The sequence below is a fragment of the Kribbella catacumbae DSM 19601 genome (assembly GCF_000372465.1).
Taxonomy (GTDB): Bacteria; Actinomycetota; Actinomycetes; order Propionibacteriales; family Kribbellaceae; genus Kribbella; species Kribbella catacumbae.
In genome coordinates, this window is the sequence record NZ_AQUZ01000009.1 from 139,221 (window position 1) to 161,501 (window position 22,281).

20 protein-coding genes are annotated in these 22,281 nt (G+C 68.1%); 5 read left to right on the top strand and 15 right to left on the bottom strand.

Translation table 11 applies throughout. From position 1 onward, the window contains the following. Nucleotides 1-235 precede the first annotated feature (235 nt). From A3ES_RS0112340 to A3ES_RS0112355, 4 genes are all read right to left on the bottom strand, one after another. Entirely contained in the window at nucleotides 236-700 is a 465-nt protein-coding gene (locus A3ES_RS0112340; protein ID WP_157630475.1) for a hypothetical protein, read from the bottom strand. A gap of 425 nt (nucleotides 701-1,125) precedes the next feature. Then, the gene (locus A3ES_RS0112345) at nucleotides 1,126-2,838 is read right to left on the bottom strand and encodes an ABC transporter ATP-binding protein (RefSeq protein ID WP_237744931.1); all 1,713 of its coding nucleotides are present in this window, start codon (nucleotides 2,836-2,838) and stop codon (nucleotides 1,126-1,128) included. 66 nt (nucleotides 2,839-2,904) lie between these two features. Further along, nucleotides 2,905-4,581: an ABC transporter ATP-binding protein gene (locus A3ES_RS0112350; RefSeq protein ID WP_020387126.1), complete on the bottom strand. Its 1,677-nt coding sequence runs from the start codon at nucleotides 4,579-4,581 to the stop codon at nucleotides 2,905-2,907. Further along, nucleotides 4,581-5,534 carry a methionyl-tRNA formyltransferase gene (locus A3ES_RS0112355; protein ID WP_020387127.1) on the bottom strand — a complete coding sequence of 318 codons (954 nt, stop codon included), beginning with the start codon at nucleotides 5,532-5,534 and terminating at the stop codon, nucleotides 4,581-4,583. The genes A3ES_RS0112350 and A3ES_RS0112355 overlap by 1 nt, the downstream gene beginning before the upstream one ends. A 152-nt stretch (nucleotides 5,535-5,686) precedes the next feature. Here A3ES_RS0112355 and A3ES_RS0112360 point away from each other — a divergent pair, with 152 nt between their 5' ends. Next, nucleotides 5,687-5,905 carry an MbtH family protein gene (locus A3ES_RS0112360; RefSeq protein WP_020387128.1) on the top strand — a complete coding sequence of 73 codons (219 nt, stop codon included), beginning with the start codon at nucleotides 5,687-5,689 and terminating at the stop codon, nucleotides 5,903-5,905. Nucleotides 5,906-5,940: 35 nt separating this feature from the next. On the opposite strand, the gene A3ES_RS0112365 is transcribed toward A3ES_RS0112360, so the two are convergent. Further along, nucleotides 5,941-7,467, bottom strand: coding sequence for a hypothetical protein (locus tag A3ES_RS0112365; protein ID WP_020387129.1), 1,527 nt, complete (start codon nucleotides 7,465-7,467; stop codon nucleotides 5,941-5,943). 399 nt (nucleotides 7,468-7,866) lie between these two features. Between A3ES_RS0112365 and A3ES_RS0112370 the strand changes: the two genes are divergently transcribed. Next, on the top strand, nucleotides 7,867-8,619 hold the full coding sequence (locus tag A3ES_RS0112370) for a helix-turn-helix domain-containing protein (RefSeq protein ID WP_020387130.1): 753 nt from the start codon (nucleotides 7,867-7,869) through the stop codon (nucleotides 8,617-8,619). 314 nt (nucleotides 8,620-8,933) lie between these two features. Here A3ES_RS0112370 and A3ES_RS0112380 read toward each other — a convergent pair whose 3' ends face one another. Genes A3ES_RS0112380 through A3ES_RS0112390 form a run of 3 tightly spaced genes read right to left on the bottom strand, consistent with a single transcriptional unit; the run spans nucleotide 8,934 to nucleotide 12,822 of the window. Continuing rightward, nucleotides 8,934-10,316, bottom strand: coding sequence for a carboxyl transferase domain-containing protein (locus tag A3ES_RS0112380; RefSeq protein WP_020387132.1), 1,383 nt, complete (start codon nucleotides 10,314-10,316; stop codon nucleotides 8,934-8,936). Next, nucleotides 10,313-11,455, bottom strand: a complete 1,143-nt coding sequence (locus tag A3ES_RS0112385; RefSeq protein WP_020387133.1) for a CaiB/BaiF CoA transferase family protein — start codon at nucleotides 11,453-11,455, stop codon at nucleotides 10,313-10,315. The genes A3ES_RS0112380 and A3ES_RS0112385 overlap by 4 nt, the downstream gene beginning before the upstream one ends. 5 nt (nucleotides 11,456-11,460) lie before the next feature. Continuing rightward, a complete protein-coding gene (locus A3ES_RS0112390) occupies nucleotides 11,461-12,822 on the bottom strand; it encodes an SLC13 family permease (protein WP_020387134.1) in 1,362 nt (453 codons plus the stop codon). Nucleotides 12,823-12,921: 99 nt separating this feature from the next. Here A3ES_RS0112390 and A3ES_RS0112395 point away from each other — a divergent pair, with 99 nt between their 5' ends. The 3 genes from A3ES_RS0112395 to A3ES_RS47045 all read left to right on the top strand — a co-directional run bounded on the left by A3ES_RS0112395 (nucleotide 12,922) and on the right by A3ES_RS47045 (nucleotide 15,362). After that, nucleotides 12,922-13,722: a FadR/GntR family transcriptional regulator gene (locus A3ES_RS0112395; RefSeq protein ID WP_020387135.1), complete on the top strand. Its 801-nt coding sequence runs from the start codon at nucleotides 12,922-12,924 to the stop codon at nucleotides 13,720-13,722. Further along, nucleotides 13,719-14,477, top strand: a complete 759-nt coding sequence (locus A3ES_RS0112400; RefSeq protein ID WP_020387136.1) for a sulfite exporter TauE/SafE family protein — start codon at nucleotides 13,719-13,721, stop codon at nucleotides 14,475-14,477. The genes A3ES_RS0112395 and A3ES_RS0112400 overlap by 4 nt, the downstream gene beginning before the upstream one ends. A 147-nt stretch (nucleotides 14,478-14,624) precedes the next feature. Then, nucleotides 14,625-15,362, top strand: a complete 738-nt coding sequence (locus A3ES_RS47045) for a helix-turn-helix domain-containing protein (protein WP_020387137.1) — start codon at nucleotides 14,625-14,627, stop codon at nucleotides 15,360-15,362. Here the strand turns inward: A3ES_RS47045 and A3ES_RS0112410 are convergent. The 7 genes from A3ES_RS0112410 to A3ES_RS0112440 form a co-directional block, all read right to left on the bottom strand. Continuing rightward, complete coding sequence (locus A3ES_RS0112410; RefSeq protein ID WP_020387138.1) at nucleotides 15,347-16,165, bottom strand: NAD(P)H-binding protein; 819 nt, start codon at nucleotides 16,163-16,165, stop codon at nucleotides 15,347-15,349. The two genes, A3ES_RS47045 and A3ES_RS0112410, sit on opposite strands and share 16 nt — an antisense overlap. Before the next feature lie 141 nt (nucleotides 16,166-16,306). Continuing rightward, nucleotides 16,307-17,311 (bottom strand): hypothetical protein, encoded by a 1,005-nt coding sequence (locus tag A3ES_RS0112415; protein ID WP_020387139.1) that lies wholly within the window; start codon nucleotides 17,309-17,311, stop codon nucleotides 16,307-16,309. A 36-nt stretch (nucleotides 17,312-17,347) separates the two neighbouring features. Further along, on the bottom strand, nucleotides 17,348-18,154 hold the full coding sequence (locus A3ES_RS0112420) for an inositol monophosphatase family protein (protein ID WP_020387140.1): 807 nt from the start codon (nucleotides 18,152-18,154) through the stop codon (nucleotides 17,348-17,350). Between the two features lie 17 nt (nucleotides 18,155-18,171). Continuing rightward, complete coding sequence (locus tag A3ES_RS0112425; protein ID WP_020387141.1) at nucleotides 18,172-19,185, bottom strand: LacI family DNA-binding transcriptional regulator; 1,014 nt, start codon at nucleotides 19,183-19,185, stop codon at nucleotides 18,172-18,174. A 17-nt stretch (nucleotides 19,186-19,202) separates the two neighbouring features. After that, a complete protein-coding gene (locus tag A3ES_RS0112430; protein ID WP_020387142.1) occupies nucleotides 19,203-20,039 on the bottom strand; it encodes a carbohydrate ABC transporter permease in 837 nt (278 codons plus the stop codon). Next, nucleotides 20,039-20,953 (bottom strand): carbohydrate ABC transporter permease, encoded by a 915-nt coding sequence (locus tag A3ES_RS0112435; protein WP_020387143.1) that lies wholly within the window; start codon nucleotides 20,951-20,953, stop codon nucleotides 20,039-20,041. The genes A3ES_RS0112430 and A3ES_RS0112435 overlap by 1 nt, the downstream gene beginning before the upstream one ends. Further along, a complete protein-coding gene (locus A3ES_RS0112440) occupies nucleotides 20,950-22,272 on the bottom strand; it encodes an ABC transporter substrate-binding protein (RefSeq protein WP_026162806.1) in 1,323 nt (440 codons plus the stop codon). Before A3ES_RS0112440 ends, A3ES_RS0112435 begins: the two co-directional genes overlap by 4 nt. Nucleotides 22,273-22,281 lie beyond the last annotated feature (9 nt).

Below are 22,281 nucleotides of genomic sequence, written 5' to 3' on the forward strand. Positions count from 1 at the left end.
CCGGTACGTCGTCGGCGGGCGGTTGTCGACTGTGGGGTTGACCCCTCGTCGTGGGGTTAGCCCCTTGGTAGAGCAGGGGGCGAAGCCCTGTTCGAGGGGCTAACCACATCGATGGCTTGCCCAACCCCACCGGGCTCGACCACCTGTATGTCAGACAGTCGAACACTCTGCAGCCGGCACTGCAAAGGCTCCGACCCGGACACCATGATCAACGGTGCCCGGGTCGATGTGCCCTTTAGCAGATATCGAGGTGATCGAAGTCGTACGTCGCGGAGTCCGCGACCGTGTAGATCCTGTCGTCTGCAGGGATGAAGACCTGCTTATTGGGCCCCCAGAAATGGACTTGGGCTCCGCCAGTCTGGTTGTTTTTAACAGCGAGCGCGTCGATGAAGTTCGCGAGCGTCCGCGTTTCGCACCTGAACAGGTGGAAGACGCTGTGTTTGCCGTCGCCTTGGCCGACCGACACGCAGGCGACTCCATCTGCCCAGGAGCACAGAGCCAGCGCCGCGTTCCGATCGGCACTCGACACATTCCGCTGGACCGACTCGCCTGCCAACAGCGGGTAGATCTGCGGTGTCCATCCGGTCGTTCCGGCCGTGACGTTCGGTGCTGCCTGTGCCGCCAGCGGAACAAGGACCGCCGCGGCGATCATCGTCACGACCGTTGCAGCCGCGCGTGTTCCGATTCTTCTCAATCTCATTTTATCCCCTCTGTAGTCGCAACCGATCCAGCCATTTCTGACTCACCCGCTGATTCGGTCCCGACCTTCGACGTGTATTCGTCGGCGACCCTAACTGGCAGCGCAGCCAGCGGTCCACGTATTGCGTCAGGACTAAAACCTCAGTCAAGATCGGCTCGGATCGGAAGGATCTGGCGTGGCCAGACCAGCCCACCCAGCCGGCTAGTGTTGCCCTAGGCAAGCGCCTGGCGCCGCCCCAAGAGAGTCGCGATCAGGTCACAGCGTCAACGGCGCCAGTCGCCATCGATGGGGTTGACCCCTGTTGGTGGGGTTCGCTCCCTGGTAGAGCAGGGGGCGAACCCCCGTACGAGGGGCTATCCACACCGATGGTGCCCGTCGCCAGGCCGACGCGTCCGCGGCGCAGGCGTCGCGAGCACTCGCGGGTGTTAGGTGCGGGTGCCTGACCAGGCTGACCAGAGTTCGGAGTAGCGGCCGCCGGCGCTGACCAGGGCGTCGTGGGTGCCGCTTTCCACCACGCAGCCGTGGTCTAGGACCACGATCTGGTCGGCTGTTGCTGCCTGGGTGAGGCGGTGGGCCACCACTAGTGCAGTGCGGCCTTCGAGCGCCGCACCGGCTGCCTGCTCGAGGATGCGTGCGCCCGCGCTGCCAGCCTCCGCAGTGGCCTCGTCGAGGATCGCGACAGGCGGGTCAATAAGGATGAGCCGGGCAAGAGCCACCTGCTGTGCCTGCGCCGCCGTCAGCTGGAGGCCGTCCTCGCCCACGTTAGTAGACAGGCCATCAGGCAAGGCCAAAGCCCAATCCACAGCGCCGACCTTCGTAAGGGCCGCAACCAGCTCCTCGTCGCTAGCACCCGGCCGAGCCAGACGTAGGTCATCCGACAGCGGTCCGGCAAAGACGTGGACCTCCTGCGTGATCAGTACGACCTGTCGCAGCGCCTCATCAGCACCAGTGATGCTGATACTGCCTTCGGTAGGTTCATGTACCCCAGCGACCAGCTTCGCCAGTGTCGTCTTGCCTGCCCCACTAGCGCCGACCAGCGCAGTACGACTGCCTGCAGCCAGCTCAAGATCGACATCGCGCAGTACTAGATGCCCAGGCTCGTACGAGTGAGTCACTGCCTTCACAGTGACCGCCGCCGGAGTACCAGCTGCCTTGGCGACCGGTCGAGGCGCCGAGGTGTCCAGTTCGACCACGCCGACCAAGCGAGCCAGGCTGACTGTCGCCATCTGGACCTCGTCGAAGAGGAACAGTACGGACGTGATCGGCCCTAGAAGTGCGTGGAAGTAGAGGGCGGCAGCAGTGGCTGCACCGACGCTCACTGCGTCGACGCGGACCAGCCAGAAGCCAGTCAGCAGCACGCTCGTCAGGCTGATCACTTCGGCCAGGTTGAGCCGGTTGAAGAACCGGGTCTGCAGCAGGATCTCGGTGATGCCCAGCTCGGCGTTCGCTCGGGAGCGGCGCTCGACCTGGCGTTCGTGGTCGTCGGTGATGCGTAGCGCGCGGACAGTGGCTGCGCCGCCGATCGTGTTGAGCAGCTGGTGCTGCTGGTCTCCGATGATCGTGCGGTGCTTGGCGTAGAGCGGCATGGAGCGGCGTACGTACCAGCGGGCTGTCCAGACCTGCAGCGGCACAGCAACAGCGGCCGCGAGCATGAACCGCCAGTCCAGTACGCCGAGCCCGACCAGCGTCAAGGCGATCATCAGCGACGACCGAGTGAACTCCGGTACGGCGTACCGCAGCGCCTCGCCGATCTTGTTGACGTCGTTGGTGATCCGCGACGACAGGTCGCCCGAGCCGGCACGTTCCAGCTGACCCAGAGGCAGCTCGACCGCCCGCTCGACGAAGGCCTCCCGCAGCCGGCTCAGCAGCACTTCGCCCAGCCGGGAGCCGGTCGACGTACCGAGCGCATTGAGCACGCCTACCCCGACGGCCACCACGGCCAGCGAGATTGCGGGGAGGGTCATCGAACCGGCGCCGCGGCCGTCGACGACCAGGTCGACCATGTGTCCGAGCAGTGGCGAGACCAGTAGCCCCACAGCAGTCGCTGCGATCAGCAACACCAAGGCGCCAAAGGCCAGCGCGCGATGCGGACGGACAAGGCGGCCCAGCGCAGCCCAAGTCCGGCGAGCAGAGGCCACAGGCAGAATGTCGCGCGAAGGAGCCTCTAGATGATCGGTCACAGTCATTGCCTTCCAGTGCTGCGATCAGGCCAGCACAGTCGCGCGGTAGGCCTCGTGGTCTCGGATCAGTTCGGCATGCGTGCCGGACGCAGCCACAGCGCCAGCCTCGACCACAGCAACGCGGTCAGCCGCTGCAAGCAGGGCAGGGCTAGTGGTCACCACAACAGTCGTCATACCGGCCCGCAGCGAGCGGATGCCAGCAGCGATCCGTGCCTCGGTGACAGTGTCCACTGCTGTGGTCGGCTCATGCAGTACGAGGATCTGCCGGTCGGCGGCGAAGGCACGGGCCAGTGCGATCCGCTGCCGCTGTCCGCCCGACAGTGTCTGGCCCCGCTCGGTGATGGGGGTGTCCAGTCCAGCATGCAGACCGTCAGCGACCTCGTCGGCACTGCTAGAACGCAGTACTCGCTCAAGGTCGAGCGAGCCCGCTGCAGTGACGTTGTCCCGCACAGTGCCCTCAAAGAGCGCCGCGCCATGGTTAGCGACCAGTATGGCCGCCCGTACGTCGGCCGGCCGCAGGTCGGTCAGTTTGACTCCGTCCAACGAGACCCAGCCCGCACCAGGCTCGACCTCGCGAGCCAGACAACGCAGCAGAGCGATGGAGTCGGCCGGGTCGGAAGCGACCACGCCGAGGATCTCGCCAGCTTCCACATCGAGGTCGAAGCCGTCCAACGTGTCATGGGTCAGCCCGCGGATGCGCAATGAGCCGCGCAACGGTGTCGGCAGTACTGCGTTCCCGCTGCCGACCGCCGGAGCAGCGGCCAGCACCGAGGCCACTCGTCCCGCGGACGCCCGGCCTTGGGCGAACTCCGCATTGACGACGCCCAGCAAATGCAACGGATCGACCAGGAACTGCGCGAGCCCGACCGCCGCGATGAGCTCCCCGATGCTGATCGAACCGGTGGCCGCGAGCCGCCCGCCGATCAGCGCCACCACGGCGAGGAAGATGCCGTTGACGATCAGGATCGAGCCGTCGTACCACGCGTTGGCCCGGGTCGCGCGAAGCCTTGCCTGCAAGGACTCCTGGCTCGTCGCGCGGTAGCGATCGACCGCCGCGGGCTGGGCGCCGATGCCGATGAGTACGCGCAGACCGGAGATCAGGTCGGCGGCGATCCCGGAGGCGTGGGCGGCACGCTCCTGCTCGGCGTCGGCCCGCTGCTGCAGCGGGTGGCCGAGCTTGTGGATCAAGAGCAACAGCAAGGGCGTACCGAGCAGCACCAGCAAGCCGAGCGGAAGGGAGATGCGCAGCAAAGCGACCGCGGCTACGAGCAGGCCGATGACTGCACTGATGCCGTGGGCAACGGATCCGTTGACGTAGCTGATCCGCTCGGCATCCGACGTCGCGATGCTGGTGAGACTGCCCGGCAAGCGGCCGGTCTCGGCGCCACCCTGGTGGTCGAGCACGCGACGCGTCAGCTGCATCCGCAGGTCGTGCTCGGCGTTGACCAGCGAGCGGCGGCAGGCGCGGGCGCCGTACAGGTAGCTGTAGGACAGCATCACGAAAACGGCGAGCAGTACGCCGAGCCAGCCGGCGATCGCGCGGCTGTCGCCGGTCGCGACGCCACGGTCGATGACCGCGCCGATCACCAACGGGACAAGGGTTTCACCGACCTGATAGCCGGTGAACAGCACCGCCGCGACCGCTACCTGCCGCCACTGCCCACGGATCGATCCGAGCAGGACAGACCGGCCGGTCGCCATCAGGAGGTCGGCGAGGACGTCAGATACCCGCCCATGGTGGTGAAGTAGTCCAGCGCCGCCAGCTCCTGGCCGTCCTCGGTCCGGACCCGCTCGATCACGACGGCGGGGTTCTCGCCGGTGCGCGCGTCGGCACCGGCGACGATCGCGACGCCGGGGCCTTCGCGGAAGAAGATGCGGCCGGGCGTACCGCCGTACCGGGCGGTGGACAGGGATGCCTTGAGGATGCTCAGGCGCTTGCCCTTGTGGAAGGTGTAGGCGTTCGGGTACGGGTCCGGCTGGGCGCGGACGAGGTTGACCACGGACTGCGCGGGCCAGGTCCAGTCGATCCGGTTGTCGATGTCGGCGCGCTTGTGGAAGAAGGTCGCCTTCGACCGGTCCTGCGGCGGCCAGTCGGTTCGGCCGGTCGCGATCAGGTCGATCGCGTCGACGGTGATCGGGCCGAACAGCGCCAGGGTCGCGTGGAACAGATCGACCGTGGTGTCGGCCGGGCCGACCGGGACGGATCGCTGCAGCACGATGTCGCCGGCGTCCAGCTCGGCGTTCATCATGTGCGCGGTCACGCCGACCTCGGTCTCGCCGTTGATGATCGCCCAGTTCAGCGGCGCGAACCCGGCGTACCGGGGGAGCAGGGCGTCGTGCACGTTCAGGGTGCCGTAGCGGGGCAGCTCGAAGACCGCCGGCGGGATCAGTGTGCGCCAGTTGGACGCCACGATCAGGTCCGGGTCAGCCTCCTTGAGCTGCTGCAGCAGTTCGGCGTCGTCCGGCCGGTTGCGCTCGATCACCGGTACTCCGGCGGAGGTGGCCAGCTCGGCGACGGAGTCGCTCCAGATCTGCTCGTACGCGCCCTCCGCGGGTGGGTGCGTGACGACCAATACGACCTCGTGCTCGGACTCCAGCAGGGCCTGCAGGGTCCGATGTCCCCAGGTCATGGCACCGAGCATGACGACGCGCATCCGTTGTTCCTCCGGCGGGTGGTGAGCGATAGGTCAGGTTAGGCTTGCCTAAATTTCAGCCGAGGTCAAGGCGCGCCCAGCCGGATTGACGGGGCGGTCTTAGTAGGTAAGGCTAACCTGACTAACGAGCCGAAGTAAGAGAGGTCCCGGAGATGACGAACCCGTTCGAGAACCCGGACGGCACGTACAAGGTGCTCGTCAACGACGAGAACCAGCACAGCCTCTGGCCGACTTTCGTGGCGGTCCCGGCCGGCTGGACGCAGGTCTTCGGCGACGACGGCAGGCAGGCCTGCCTCGACTACATCGAGACCCACTGGACCGACCTACGGCCGCGCTCCCTGGCCACCCTCATGGACGGCCAAAACGCCTGACCCTGCCCGCCGAGCCAAGCGCGCCCTGGCCGGCATCAGCCCGCGAGTCGCTTCCTGAGCTCCTGCAGATCCGCAGTGGCGGCCGCGACGCGGTCGGCCTGCCCTGCCCGGTACGCAGCCAGCTCGGCTGCCCCTTCGTCGGCCTGCTGTCGCAGTCTCGCGATCCGGGCGACCACCTCGGCCTGCTCGCCGGCCCGCTTCTTCCGGGCCGACCAGTAGCCATAGGCGGCTGTGGCAAGAATCACCGCGCCGGCGAAGATCCAGAACGGGTGGGTCAGGCCCAGACCGATCCCCACCACCAGACCGGTCGCGGCGAGCGCCAGCGGTCCACGCAGATCGCGAGCGGACAGCGGCTGCACAGTCGAGGCGATCGCGGCTTCGGCTGCGGCCAGCGACTGCCGCTCCGGGCCGTCGGGCAGAAGGGTGACCGGCCGCCACTCGAGTTCGGTGCTCACCTTGTCCGGGCTGGACAGGCTCGCCGTCTGGGCCAGCACCTCGGCGTCGGCCAGTACGCCGCTTGCCACCACCCGCAACGCCGTCGCTGCAAGGTGCGGCTCGTCGGCGTTGCCGAGATCCGCCTCGAGCAGCTCGTCGATCGTCCCGGCCGAGTCGTCGATCGCGCCGGCGACAGGCTCGCCGCCAGAGCTCACCTGGCTCTGGAGCTCGGCAACCCGGGCGAGCGCGTCCCGCTCGGGCTCGCTGCCTTCGGAGATCAGCTGCCGCAGTACGGCGGAAGTGCTGTCCGGGTCGGGCTTGTCGCCTGCTGCGTAGGCGAGATCGCGGTCGGGTTCGAGCACGCTGGTGTCGTCGGTGATGGCCTCGACGGCGGACCGCAGCCGGCTGAGCTGGGCGCGGGCCTTGGCCTGGTTGGCGATCTCCTTGAAGTTCGGGCCGGTCGTCGTGACTTTGGCGGCACGGTTCTCGACGTGGCCGGCCCAGCGCTGCGGCGCGGCTGTGCTCGGCACCTTCAGGCGCGTGACGATCGCGTCCGCACCTTCGGTCCCGAACCCGCCACGAGCCGCGGTCGTCCACAGCGCGCGCTGCGCACGGGTGATGGTGCCGTCGGCGGCCAGCTTGCCGAACGCGGTTTCCAGCCACTGCGCCCGGACCTCGTTCCGCCGGCCGAGAGCGGCTAGCGCGAGACACAGGAAGATCGACGTACGGCGCTCGTCCAGCGCCATCGCGTTGGCCAGCACGCTCTCGTCCGGGCTACCGGCAGCGAGGCCGCGAACCGCTTCCACGGCAGGGCCGAGCCAGTACCCGTGTACTTCGCGTCCTGGCGCGGGAGGAGTCTCGTCGGATGCCAATGCCGACAGCACCTGCCGCGCATGCCGGCGTGCCTCGGCGGCGTCCGCGTAGCCGATCAGGTCGAAGCGGATGTCGGACAGCTCGACGAAGGCGTCGAAGGCGGTCGTGAGCCGCTGCAGCCGGGTCTCCATGCCGCCCTGGATCTGGGACAGCCGGAACCGCATCGTCGAGGCCTCGGAGGCCGCCGCCGCCATCTGATCCCTGAGCTCTTCGAGCGCACGGTTCTGGCGACCGTCGGTGTAGTAGTCGTTCATCGGCCCTGCTCCTGTTCGGTCGGAACGTGCGCGGAACAGCATCGCGTGCCACCGGGGTCAGCGCAGTACCGGGTCGGTCTGGGCAAGGGTGTGGAACCGTGGGGAAGGAAGGGTGGCACCGCAGTGGGGTGGGTGGCGGGCCCGGACCGCCAGCACTCACAAACCTGCTCCATGCAGCCCAAGGCACACCCACCCACGCCTGACCAGGACCGTCCAGGTGAGGTTTGTGAGTGGGGGCGGTCCGGGGCCGAGACCGCGCCGCTGATCATTGCCTTGCGCAACCGTATCCGCGCCCGAGCGGCGCCACCGACTGCATTTCCCAACCCCCGCCGGAGAACTAGCCGCTGGGTGCACCCCGTGCATGGCAGTATCGGAGCGAGGCTAACCACGGGGGTGGGAATGGCACGCGACGAGATCAGACTTCCTGGGCGGCAGGCGGTGATGGATGCCTCCCTCCGCTTGCAGCTGGTGCGCGCGGCTCACTGCGACGAGTGGGCCAGTGGCCGGTCGTGCCGGGCGGAGGTGCACCTCTTCGGCCGCGATCTGCAGGGGATGCGGGACTGGCTGCACGACGAATGCACCGGTGCCGGCGAGCTGATCGCCGTCACCTCCACCCGGCACCAGACGGTGGAGTCGTTCGCGCCGAGCCACCGGGTGAACTGCGAGCTGGTCGAGCGCGGCGTCCGGATGAAGAGTTTCTTCGATCCCAGCGGCGGTTCGGGCGCCGTCACCGACTTCATCATCGGCGCCGAGGAGATGCCGTACTACGTCGCCTGCGGGCCGATCCAGATGAAGCTGATCGACGGCGAGCGGGTGCTCGTCGAGGGGCCGGTCACCGACGGGCAGCGCAGCCTGATGCTGATGAGCGGCCCGGAGGCGGTCAACGCGGCCGGCCAGTACCTCAAGGCCGTCCGCCGGTCCGCGATCCGGGCGGGTGAACTGCGCGACCGGGAGGTCGACCTGACGCCGCGCCAGCACCTCATCGCCGACCAGCTGAGCGAGGGCTGTACCGACGACCAGATCGCCGAGCGGCTCGACATCAGCGTGCGCACCGTCCGGTACGAGGTGTCGCGGCTGCTCGAAGTACTGGTGGTCAAGACCAGGTTCGCGGCAGGCGTGCGCTACGCCCGGATGAAAACCCCGGCCGGCTGATCGCGGGAACCGTCACGCGCTCCCGCCGAGCACTCCAATGAGAATGCTCAGCGGATCGGGCGCCGGATCGGTGTGACTACTTACGGCCTTGCTTCGTCGGCGGGATGATCGTCGAGTCGCTGGTCTTCGGCTGTTTGGGTTGCTTGGGTTTGCGGACTTCGCGTCCGCCCTTGTTCTTGGCCATGAGGTGCTCCCGGGTGAGGGTGTCGCGTGGGCTGCCTGAGCTCTGCCGAGCGTCGTGCGCCGCGGAACTCCTGGTCCCCGGGGGTTGCTATGACCGTACACCCAGCCCGGCAGCCGGGCGCTGGGATTCCTCAAGCACTGAGGTGGCTGGCGCATTCGGCGACCACGGCGAGCGCGAGAGACTCGGCCGTGTCGTCGTCTCGTTCTGGAATCAAGTGGTGGACTGTTCCGGTGCCGTGGAGCGCGGTTGCGGTGATGTGCTGGGCCGAGGCCATGTCCGCTGCGTGAGTGGTGTCGCCATGCATGATGGCGCTCGCGCCTTCCGGGGGGAGTGGAGCGAGCCAGGCGTGTTCGGCGGCGATCACCGTTGTCGCCGGGAGCAAGGCCAGCGCGCCGCCGCCAGTGCCCTGGCCGAGCAGTACTGAGATCGTTGGCACCTTGAGGATCGCGAGCGTGGCGATGCATTGGGCGATCTCGGCCGCGACACCGCCTTCCTCGGCGGCTGGGGAGAGCTCCGCGCCGGGGGTGTCGATCACGGTGACGAGTGGCAGGCCGAGGTCTTCGGCCAAGCGCATGCCGCGTCGTGCCTGGCGCAAGGCGGTCGGCCCCATCGGCTTGTGCTGCGAGCGGTCTTGGCCGACGAGCACACACGGCTGGCCGTCCAGTCTGGTCAACGCGACCAGCACGCTTGCGTCCGCCTCGGTCAGGCGGACCGTGGCGGTGGCTCCGTAACGAAGAAGGTCCCGTACTCCGGCACGCTCGGCGCGCCTGGTTCGCAGGACGGAATCCCAGCCGTCGGCCGATCCGATCGAGCCCGTACGCCGGGCCAGCGTCGGTGCGGCCAGCGGATCGACCAGGACGCTGAGTGCTCGATCGAGCAGCACGGACAGCTCGGCGGACTCGACGACGCCGTCGATCACCCCGCGCGCGGCGAGATTCTCAGCCGTCTGTACTCCGGCCGGGAACGGCTTGTCGTACAAGGCCTCGTAGACCTTCGGCCCGAGGAAGCCGATCAGCGCACCCGGCTCGGCGACGGTGATGTGCCCGAGCGATCCCCACGATGCGAACACGCCGCCTGTGGTCGGATGGCGCAGATGGACGAGATAAGGCAGCCCGGCCGCTTTGTGTTCCATCAGCGCGCGCGAGATCCGCACCATCTCGACGAACGCGGGCGCGCCCTCCTGCATCCGCGTCCCACCGGAGGCGGTCGACGCGAGGATGGGCAGCCGCTCGGCCGTCGCCCGCAGTACGGCGGCTGTGATCCTGGCGGCCGCGGCTCGGCCGATCGAACCGCCCAGAAACGCGAACTCGCTCACGACCGCGGCGACCGGACGCCCACGCATCAGCGCTCGGCCGGTCAGCACCGCTTCGTCCGTCCCCGCTCGCATCTCCGCCGCGTCGAGCTGCGCCCGGTACGACGGATTGCCGCTCGACGGGTCGCGCTCGACCGGCTGATCCCACGACTCGAACGAGCCGGGGTCGAGCACCACCTCGATCAGCTCGCGCGCGGTCATCCCAGCCACTCCCGGATCGCGTCGCCGTGCTGATCCAGCGTCGGGGGAGCGGCGTGCTCGGCCGGCGTTGTCTCCGCATCGCCTTGGAAGAAACGCAACGGCGGCCCTGGCAGCCTGATCGCGCCCAGCGTCGAGTGCTCGACGTCGATCAGCAGTCCTTGACTCGCCGTCTGATCCCACGCATAGACCTCATCCAGCCGGCGCACCTTGCCGGCCGGAATCCCCGCTTCGCTCAACCGCTCCAGCAATGGCTCCGCCTCGAGCCCCGAGAAGCCTGTCTCCACCAGGTCGATCACCCGCTCGCGCTGGGCGACGCGCTCGGCATTCGTCGAAAGCCCTTCGCCGTCGATCCCGAACGCCGCGCAGAACCGTTGCCACAGGCCCTCACTCCCCACGGCGATCTGCACCGCGCCGTCCGCACACCGGAACAGCCCATAGGGCGCGATCGACGGATGGTGGTTGCCTTGAGCAACGCCAACCTCACCGGCCACCGTGTAGCGCGTGCCCTGGAACGCGTGGACGCCAACCGTCGCCGCCAGCAACGAAGTACGGACCACGCTGCCGATGCCGGTCCGGCCGCGTTCGTGAAGCGCAGCGACCACGCCGTACGCGCCGTACATGCCGGCCAGGAGATCCGCGATCGGCGTACCGACGCGCTGTGGATCATCCGGTCCCGATCCGGTCAGCGACATCAACCCTGCCTCGCCCTGGGCGATCTGGTCGTAGCCTGCGCGCCCGCCTTCAGGTCCGTCGTGGCCGAAACCGGTGATGGACAAGACGACGAGCCGGGGATTGCGCTCGCGCAACGCGTTGATGCCGAGCCCGAGCCGGTCGAGTACGCCGGTGCGGAAGTTCTCCACCAGGACATCGGCGCGATCGACGAGGTTCAGCAACACGTCGCGGTCGGCATGGTCCTTGAGGTTGAGCGCGATCGACTCCTTGTTGCGGTTGGCCGACAGGAAGTAGGTCGACTCCCCGCCCACGAAGGGTGGTCCCCAGCCGCGGGTGTCGTCGCCCGAGCCGGGCGCCTCGACCTTGATCACCCGCGCGCCGAGGTCGCCGAGCATCATCGTCGCGTGCGGACCCGCGAGCGCGCGGGACAGATCGACCACCAGTACTCCGTCGAGCGGACCGGGCATCGGCGTCACCAGCCCGGCAGCACGAGAGCGGCCCAGACGAGGAGCGGTCCGACGACGACCACGATCGAGCTGTAGAGGAGAATCTGCTTGTAGTAAAGAGGTTCCGTGATCGTCTCGGGCTTGTTCGCGAGCATCAGCGCTCCGTTGGTCGAGAAAGGACTGACGTCGACGATCGTGGAGGCGACCGCCAGCGCCGCGACGAAGAAGCCGGCGCTGATCCCGCCGTTGGCGATGAGCGGGACGGCGATCGGGATGATCACCGGCAGCAGTGCGGTCGACGATGCGAACGCTGACACCACGCCGCCGACGTAACAGAGGATCAACGCGCCGATCACGGCCGCGCCGAGACCGGCCGCCCACTTCCCGACGAACTCGGGCGAACCCGCCTTGGTCAGGATCGCCGCATAGGTACTGACACCGGCGACAAGCAGCACGGTCGGCCAGGCGATCTGCCGGACCGCATCCTTGTGCTCCTTGGGTGCAAGGGTCGCGAGGATGACGGCGGCTGTGATCGAGACGAACCCGATGTTCTTGTCGAAGACCAATGCGACCACGGCGACCCCGACAAACGCGACCAGCGTCAACACCTGATCCCGCCGTACGCGTAGTGCGCCGGTATCGCTAACGGAACCGCCGACATGGCGCACTAGCGCCTGGGTGCCGGTCGGCGCTGTCGTACCGGTTCCGCGGGCGGGGACGGTCGCGCCGCCGCGGTGCAGGTGGTCGGCGAGTGTGTCCGGGTCGTCCGCGTCGGCGCGCTGGGCCATCAGCTTGCGGCCGCCGAGCAGGATGAAGAGGATTGCCGCCATCACCAGGTTGACGGCGAGGCTGGCCAGGAAGACGGTCAGCTCGCTGGAGGGCAGGTTGTTCTGCTCCATCACCGAGTTGGTGATCGTGCCGTAGATGCTGATCGGCGAGAACCCACCGCCCTGCGCGCCGTGCACGACGAACATGCCCATCATCAGCGGATTGATCTTGTGCCGGCCGGCGAAGCCGAGCGCGATCGGCCCGATGATCGCGCACGCGGCCGGGCTGGCGGCGCCGATCGCGGTCAGCAGCGCGGTGACCGCGAACATCACCCAGGGAATCAGCGCGACCCGGCCGCGGACGGCCTTCACCGCGCTGCTCACTATCAGGTCGACGGTGCCGTTGTTCTTGGCGATCGCGAACAGGTACGTGACGCCGATCAGGGTCAGGACGAGATCGCCGCTGACGCCGGCCAGGATCTCCTTCTCGCTCAGGTCGAGCGAGTACATCCCGACGAGCCACGCCGCGACGTACGCGAGCGCGCCCATGTTGATCGGTAGCAGCGTGCCCATCACGAAGAGCGCGATGAGGGCGAGGATCGCTACCCACTCTGGTCCCATGGTGTGGTCCTAACTCCGGGGCGGAAGTTCCAGCCATGCGGCGTGGCTCACTGGCCTAGCCAATAGCTCAGTGACCCAATTGTCAATAAGCTCTCCTTCATGGCAGACGACCGCTACCCGCGTCCCGTACTCCGCACCAGGCTGTACGAGCAGGTCGCGGAACAGATCACCGAGTGGATCGCCGAGAACGGTCTCGGCGCCGGCGACCGGCTGCCGCCCGAGCGTGAACTGGCGGTCCGGCTGGGGGTGAGCCGCGCGACTTTGAGCCAGGCGCTGGTGGCGCTGGAGGTGATCGGGGTGGTGGTGGTCCGGCACGGCGACGGCACCGTGCTGACCGACCGGGCCCGGACCGGTCCGGTGATCGATGCGATCCGGGCGCATGCGGACCGGCTACCCGAGATCATCGAGGCGCGTGACGCGCTGGAGTCGAAACTCGCCGCGCTGGCCGCAGTACGGCGTACTGATGCTGATCTTGCTGCCATCCGCGCCGCGCTGGAGGAGATGGAGCGCGACATCGCGGCGGGCGGACGTGGGGTCGAGGGCGACGAACTGTTCCACGGAGCCGTGACTCGAGCGGCGCGGTCGGAGCTGCTTGCGCAGATGATGGCTGCGTTGGAAGACCTGATCAAGGAGACGCGGCTGGAGTCGCTGTCACAGCCAGGACGGCCAAGCGAATCCCTGGCTGGGCACCGGCGAGTCGCGGGCGCGATCGCCGCGAGCGACCCGGCCGCCGCGGCGAAGGCCATGCACGACCACGTCATGCTGGTCAGCGACGTCGCCCTCCTCCGCGAGCCCGACCCCGCGCCGCCGCATGAGCCTGGCGCACCGACGCGCGATGCTGGCGATGGCGCGTCACCGCGTGAGCCTGGCGACGGCGCGTCGCCGCGTGAGCGGCCGTGACGGGGCTCGAGCACCTCGCGGTTGTCGCGACCGGGTTCGGCGCCGGGGTACTCACCTCGACTGTCGGCGTCGCGTCGCTGCTGAGCTTTCCGGTGTTGATTGCCCTCGGCATCCCGCCGGTGGTCGCCAACGTGTCCAACACCGTGGGCCTGATCCCTGCCGGGCTTGGCGGTTCGCTCGGTTATCGACGGGAGCTGCGGGAGCAGCCGCGCATCACGTGGATCATCATGATCACCTGCGCCGTCGGCTCGGTCGGCGGTGCCGCACTCCTCTTGGCGCTTCCGCCGGGCGTCTTCGAATCGATCGTCCCGTGGCTGATCCTCTTCACCTGCTTGCTCGTCGGCGCCCAGCCCTGGATCTCCCGCTGGCTGCGCTCCCGCAACCCGGGCGAGCACGTACCTCGTACCGTCATGTCGCCCGCGACCACCGTCTTCGCCGCGCTCACCGGCGTCTACGGCGGGTACTTCGGCGCCGGCGCCGGGGTGATGATGATGGCCGTCCTGAGCCTCGGTCTCGACCTGGACCTGCGCATCGTCAACGCCCTGAAAACCCTGGCCCTACTGGCCGCGAACCTCGTCGCCGGCCTGATCTTCGTCTTCGTGGCCGACATCGACTACACCGCCGCCGGCCTCCTGGCCCTAGGCTCCATCGTCGGCGGCTACACCGGCTCCCACCTCGGCCGCCTCCTCCCACCCACGCTGCTCCGCATCCTCGTAGTCCTAGCCGGCATCACCGCCGCCATCATGATGCTCTAGGGGCCCCGGACCTCCGCCACTCACAAACCTCCCGTTTCCACCCGGGAGCATGCCTGTGCACGCCTGGCGGGGTGCGAGCAGTTGAGGTTTGTGAGTGGCGGCGGTCCGCCCCAACGCGACGACCGCGCTGGTACCTAGAGTGGTCAGGTGATCATCCACCGGGAACTCGCTCTGACCGTGCCGAGCGAGGTCCGCGGGGCGATCGAGAGCATGGTCAAGGGTGACCTTCGGGACAGTGGGCAGGTCGTTCTCGAAGGGCCCGACCACGCGGTGACGTTGGCGCTTCGGCTCGACGAAGGATTCCGGCACGATCTGGTCGTGATGGGTCCGCGAACGCGGGCGGTCTATCACGCGGCCGAACCGGGACGGTCGTGGCTCAAGCTGCGCCTGAAGCCCGAGGCAGCACAAGGGTTGCTCGGTGGAGCGGCTGCCGAGTTGGTCGACCAGGCGGCTCCGTTGGCGGCGCTGACAGGCGATCGAGTCGCCCGCCGATTGGTTGCCGAAGGCCCGCGGACGCTGCTCGCCGGGTTGTCGGCTGAAGCCGGCACAGACCGAACCATGCTGATTCGCCGCGCCACCGGGCTGCTCGCCACAGGGATGAAGGTGGCGGAGACGGCCCGGCGACTGCACGTCAGTGAACGGCAGCTGAGGACGGTCTTCGCCACCTCCCTCGGGATCTCCCCGAAGCAGTTCGCCAAGATCAGCCGGGTGCGGGCCGTGATCGATCGCGCAGAGCGGCGGCCGCTCGCACAGCTCGCGATCGACGCCGGTTACTACGACCAGGCTCACCTGACCACGGAGTTCAAAGCGCTGATGGGCGTGCCGCCGGCCGCCTTCGCCCTGGGAAAGATGCCGGCGGCAACGGCCTGTCAGTCGGCCAGCTGACTCCGCGCCCAGTCGGCGAAACTTCCCGCGGGCCGGCCGAGAACCTTTTCGACGTCACCAGTCAGTACTGCGTTACGCCCCGCCCGGGCGAAGCTGACTCCTCGCACCATCGCCTCGATCGACGCAGCATCTTCGCCGTACTCCGCGAGTTGACGCGCAAGCTCGGCCGGCTCGACGTCGATCGTTGGGACGGTCCGCCCCAGTACCTCGCTCAGCTGGGACACCTGCTCTGGCACGGAGAGGAGTTCGGGACCGGTCAACGTGTAGGTCTGCCCATGATGGCCGGGTTCGGTCAACGCCTGGACGGCGACGGCGGCGATGTCGGCCGGATCGATCACCCCTTGCCGTGCGTCGCCGGTCGGATTGATCACGGGCTGCCCTTCCGCGGCGAGCACGTTCGTGGCGAAGCTCGACGGACGCAGGATGGTCCACGTCCGCCCGCTCTGCTTGACCACCTGCTCGGCGGCGAGGTTCCAGTAGCCGACCGTGCCGCCGTCGAACACCTCGCCCGCGCCGATCCCCGAGAGCTTGACGATCCTGGCATCCCCGACGACCTTCAGGAGTGCCTCGTCGTGCCGCGTGCTCGGTGGTCGCGCGACAGTGAGCAGGAAGACCGCCTCGACGCCGTCCACGGCGCGGGCAAGTGAGTCGGGGTCGTCGAAGTCCCCTCGGACGACGTCGGCCGCGGAACCGGCGAGCTTGGCCGGATCGCGGGTCAGGGCACGGACGGGATGGCCCGCTGCGAGGAGTTGGCGCAGTACTGCGCTGCCGATGGTGCCGGTTGCTCCGGTGACAAGAATCATGCCCCCACTCCCCGTTCATTCGCCCCTTTTTGACCCTCATCGCTCATCCCCGCAACGTCGGGCTGTCTCCACAGAGGGTCAAAAAGGGGCGAATGAACGGGGAGTGGGTGGGGGCAGATGAGTCTTGGAGAAATCGGCGGCTCAGGCCAGCTTGGTGAGGGAGGCGATTGTTGCCTTGTGCAAGCGGGGGATGACGTTCAGGGTCTTGGAGTCGCCGCGGTACAGGTGCGAGCCGGACTCGAAGAGCAGGTACGCGCGGCCGCCGAACTCGGTGATGCCTTCGGACATGCTCGGGGCGCGGAAGCAGCTCAGCTTGGCCTTGTCGAGGTCGGGCTGACCCCGGCGGACGACGTACAGGTTGCTGCGCTTGTCGCGCCCGTACGACGTGCTGAAGACGAAGTGGCTGCCGGTGACGAGCAGACCCTGGGTCTTGGTCGGCACCTCCCACGCCTTGTTGATCGTGGTCAGCGAGCCGTTGCTGTTGATCTTGTACTGGTACATCTTGTCGCGGCCCTTGTCGTTGAACTTGCCCGACCACAGGTAGCCGCCGTAGCTGGTCAGGAACGACGCGCCGTAGACCTTGCGCTCCGCGCCGACCGGCTTGATGAGGGGGTTGCCGGCCGCCTTCATCGCGGTCTTCAGCGTGGACAGCTTGTACTTGCGGATGCCGTTGGTGCTGCCCTGGACGAAGGCCCAGCCGTTGCTGGTGGTGATCCCGCCGGCGTGGGTGGCGTCGATCTCGACGATGCCGACGGTCTTGCTGGTGGCCGGATCGATGCCGTAGATCCGTGACTTCGCGCCCTTGCGGTAGGCCGAGACGAGCAGCAGGTTCTTCTTGCCGTCCCAGTTCCACCAGGTGCCGATGCCCTGCGGAGTGTGAGTCCCGAGGCTCGGTACGGCGGCACTGCCGCTGAAGCGGGCGTCATAGACTTTGGACGCGGAAGGCCCGTCGTAGAAGGGCTTCCCGCCGGTCGCCGAACTGCAGGTGATCGCGGCGGCGGCCGTCGCGGTCTGTGCCTGCTGAGTTGCGGCTTGTGAGGTCTCAGGTCCGGTCAGCGCGATGGTGACCGCGGAACCGGTGGCCAGTACTCCGGCCAGCCCCAGGGCGGTGATCGTACGGCGACGGGACATCGTGGTGAAACGCATGCATTCCTCTCGAATCGTCGGACCCCCAGACACTAACTACTGGGGGAGGCCACCGATGAAGCGGGTGAGGGCGGCGGGGGCCAGATCAGCTGTGTAGGCAGCGAAGTGGGGCTGGTCCCAGCCGGAGCCGCCGAAGGGGAGATAGTGTCCGCCGGCTTGCTGGACGATCAGCTGAGCAGCGGAGACATCCCAGGCGCTGATCGAAGTACCGACGGTCGCGTCGGCCCAGCCGGCTGCCACGTGCGAGATGCTCAGCGCTGCGCTGCCCGGCCGGCGCAAGGTCCCGTACGCCGTAACAAGGTCGCCATAGGCAACCAATGCGGACTCCGCCCCGCCGGCCAGGTCGCGGGCGGCCGGGTAGCTCGTGAGCAGCATGGCCTCAGCCTCCTCGCGAGCACCCGTCGAGCGCAGTGGGTCCCCGTTGAGCCAGGCGCCGGACAGGTCGGCCGTGAACAGGTGGCCGGCCATCGGATCCAGGACCGCACCGGCGACGACTCGGCCGTCGAGCACAGCGCCGATCGACGTACAGAAGAAGGCGAGTCCGCGGGCGAAGTTCGCCGTACCGTCGATCGGGTCGACGTACCAGGTCACCTCGCCCGAGCCTTCGTGGGCGCCGTCCTCTTCGCCGACGACGCTGCTGCCGGGGAACTGCTTGGTGAGCAGAGCCGAGATGGCTTCCTCGGCACGCCGGTCGTGCACGGTCACCGGGTCGTGCTTGTCGCGCTTGAACTCGACATCCATCCCGCCGCGGAAGGCGGCGCGAAGATCGTCAGCGACAAGGCGGGCAGCCTCGGCAGCTGTGGCGGACAAGTCCTGCGAGTAAGCAATCAGCTCAGAAGGCATGGACGCCAAGTTAGTCGTCAGGTCGAGTCGCGGCGGACCAGGGTGGTGGGAAGGATCACGGTCGCGGGCTGTTCGCCGTTGATGACCTCGCCGAGCACCCGGACCATCTCACTGCTGATCCGCTCGAACGGCTGCCGCATGGTGGTCAGCGCCGGTACCAGGGTCGCGGCCAGCCAGGAGTCGTCGAATCCGCCGACCGCCACGTCCTCGGGCACTCGCCGGTCGTGCGTGGCCAGAGTCGCCAGGGCGCCCGCCGCCATCAGGTCGGACGCGACGAAGACACCGTCGATCTCGGGTCGCGCCGCCAGCAGTTCGGCCATCGCGCGCTGACCACCGAGCCTGGAGTAGTCGCCGTGGGCAACCAATCCCTCGTCGTAGTCGGCGCCGAGCTCGTCGCGATAGCCCTGCAGCCGCTGTACGCCGCCCGGGGTGTCCAGCGGTCCGGTGATGGTGGCGATGTGCCGGCGGCCGGTGTCGCGGAGGTGCCGCACCATCTCCCGCGCACCGGCGATGTCGTCGGCCGCGACGTACCCGACCTTGCCTTCGTACCCGAGTGGGGTGCCGCAGGCAACGACCGGGACCTGCTCGCGCAGCAGTGACGCGACCACCGGGTCTTCGGCGTGCGACGAGATCAGCAGGACCCCGTCGACGTGGCCCGCCGTGACGTAGTCGGTCACCCGGCGACGCTCCTCCGCAGTACCGGCGACCATCAGCAGCAGCGGCATGTCCCGCTTGGCCAGGGCGTCGGCCGCGCCGCGGAGCAGGACCGAGAAGTTCGGGTCCTCGAAGAGGAGTTGCGTCGGCTCGGTGAGCAGGAACGCGACCGAGTTGGCCCGGCCGGTGACCAGGCTGCGGGCGTGCCGGTTGGCGGCGTACCCGGTCGAGCGGATCGCGGCCTGGACCGCGGTGAGCGCTTCCGGGGACACCCAGTGGCCGCCGTTGAGCACGCGGGAGACAGTGCCCCGCGAGACACCGGCAACGGCGGCCACGTCCTTGATGGTCGGTCGCCTGCGGCCGCCGCTGTGTTCCACAGGCGTTGAGTCTAGTGTCACGTCTTGACCGCGCCTGCGGCGAGATCGACCTTCCAGTACCGCTGCAGAGTGAGGAACAGCGCGAGCAGCGGCAGGATCGACAGCAACGACCCGGTGATCACCGAGGTGTAGAGGCTCGGCTGGGAGGCGCCCTGGTTGAGCAGCCCCGACAGTCCGACGGTGAGCGGGAACAGCTTGTCGTCGCCGAGCATGATGTAGGGCAGCAGGAAGTTGTTCCAGATCGCCACGAACTGGAACAGGAACACCGTGACGAGCCCGGGTGCCATCAGCGGCGACGCGATCGACCGGAAGATCCGGAAGTCGCCCGCGCCATCGGTACGGGCCGCTTCCACCACATCGTCGGGGACCGCGGCGGCCGCGTAGATCCGGGCGAGGTAGATCCCGTACGGGCTGATGATGCTCGGCAGCAGCACGGCCCAGTACGTGTTGGTCAGCCCGAGCTTCGCCAGCAGCAGGTACTGCGGAACGGCCAGCACCACGCTCGGCACCAGCACCCCCGCGAGCAGCACGTTGAAGATGCCCTGTTTCCCGGCGAACGAGTACTTCGCGAGCCCGTACCCCGCGGCCGCCGAGACGATCGTCGACAGGAGACCGCCGGCACCGGCGTACAGGGCGGTGTTCGCCATCCACCGCCAGAACAGCCCACCCCGGTACTGCGTGAGGTCGGCGAGATTGCCGAACAAATGGGTCGACGGGGCGAAGGTGAAGGTGGAGAACAGTTCGGTACCGCTCTTCGACGAGGCGATCAGGACCCAGAGGACGGGCAGCAGGCAATAGCCGGCCCCCACCAGGAGGATCGCCGTACTGATCGGGCTGGAGCGCTTGGCAGTCATCAGTTCTCCTGGCTGAAGGCGCGGTTCTGGACCAACCGCAGAAAGCCGAACGACAGCACGAAGGTGGCCACGGCGAGGATCACCGAGGTGGCCGCCGCCGAGTGCAGGTCGTCGCGGGTGAACGCGTCCCGGTACACCTTCATCAACGGCGTCCAGGTGCTGGAGATCGTGTTCGTGAGCGGCCGCAGCGTCACCGGTTCGGCGAACACCTGCAGCGTCGCGATCAGCGAGAACACGAAGGTCATGATCAGCGAGGGCAGCACCACCGGCACCTTGATCCGCCAGGCGATCGAGATCTCGCCGCAGCCGTCCAGCTTGGCCGCCTCGTAGATCTCGGTCGGGATCGCCTTCAGCGCGGTGTAGATGACGACCATGTTGAAGCCGAGGCCACCCCAGACCGCGATGTTCGCGACCGCGTAGATCACCGAGCCGGAGCCGAGCACGCTCGGCACCTCCCAGCCGACCTTGCCGAACACGTAGTACAGCGGGCTGACCGACGGCAGGTAGAGGAAGCCCCACAGCAACGACGAGATCACCGCCGGTACGGCGTACGGGAGGAAGATCGCGAGCCGGGCGAACTTCGTCGCGCGGGCCCGCGGGCTGTCCAGCAGCAACGCGAACAGCAGCGCGAACCCGAGCATCGCCGGGACCACGAGCACCCCGTACGCCGCGACCCGCAGGACGCTGGCGGCGAAGTCCGGGTCGGTCATCGCCTTGGAGTAGTTGGACAGTCCCGCCCAGACCTGTTCCCGGGAACCCTTGCCGAGCCCCAGCCCGCGGACCTTGACGGTCCGCAGGCTGAGGTACACGGCGTACCCGATCGGGAGGGCGAGGAAGGCGCCGAACAGCAGCACCGCCGGCGCGAGGAAGGCGTACGGCGCGACGGAACGGCGCCGGATCGACGAGCTGCTCACTTGACCGAGAAGCCGGAGCTCTTGAGATTGTCCAGCGTCGTCTTCTGCATCGCGCGGACCGCGGCGGTGAAGCCGGCCTTGGACTTGGACTCCGCTGCCTTGCCGAACTGGTCGGTGTAGGCCGAGTAGGCGACGTTCACGTTCGGGCCGAAGGTGAAGCTGCGGGCCGTCTTGGCCGTGTCAGCGGCGACCTTGTAGAAGTCGGGCTGGTTCGCGAAGAACGCCGGCGGTGCCGCGAGGGCCGCGCTCTGGCCGGGCTGGTCGGCCGGGTAGATGCCGCTGACCTTGGCGAGTGCCTGGACGGCCTCGGGGGAGGTGTTCAGCCACTCGATGAACTTCGCGGCCTCAGCCGGGTGCTTGGACTGCGACGTGACCGAGGTCGCCGAGCCACCCCAGTTGCCGGTCGCCGGCTGGTCCTTCGACCACTGCGGCATCGGCGCCATCTGCCACTTCCCCTTGGTGGCGGCGGCGTTGCCCTCCAGTACTCCGGGCGCCCAGACGGCCGAGAGCCAGCCGACCTGAGTGCCGTTGTTGAGCGCGGCGTTCCACTCCGGGGTGTACATCGGCAAGTTGGCGATCACACCGGACTCGACCAAGCCGCCCCAGTAGTCAGCCACCTTGAGGGTCGCCTCGTCGTCGACCGAAACGGACCAGGACTCGCCCTCGATGCCCCACCAGGATGCACCGGCCTGCTGAGCCAGGCCGACGAACCAGCCCGGGTCGTTCGCGGAGAACGTGCCGAGGTACTTCTTCGGGTCGGCGGCGTGCAGCTTCTGGGCGGTCTGCGCGTACTCCTCCCAAGTGGTCGGGACGGTCAGGCCGTGCTGCTTGAAGATGTCCGCGCGGTAGTAGAACTGCATCGGACCAGAGTCCTGCGGCACGCCGTACACGGCGTCGCTGCCCAGCGTCACGGACTTCCACACGGTCTCGGGGAAGTGCCCGGCGACGCCTTCGCCCAGGTTCTTGGAGATGTCGGCCAGAGCGTCGGCGGAGACCAGGGTCGGGATCTTCTGGTACTCGGCCTGCATCAGGTCGGGCGCGCCGCTGCCGGCCTTGATCGCGGTCAGCAGCTTCGTCACCGCCGGGTCGCCGCCGTCCTGCTTGTTCACGGTGACCTGGATCTCGGGGTGCTTGGCGTTCCAGCCGGCCACCACCTTGTCCATATTCGGCGCCCAGGTCCAGAACGTCAGCTTGACGTTCTCGGCGGGCTTGGTGCCTTCCGCCGACGGGCCCGACTCGGTGCCCGAGCAGCTGGCTACCAGCAGTAGCAACGCTGTGGCAGTGAGCGCCGCCCGGCGCAAGCCTCTGTGTCCTTGCATCTGTCTTCC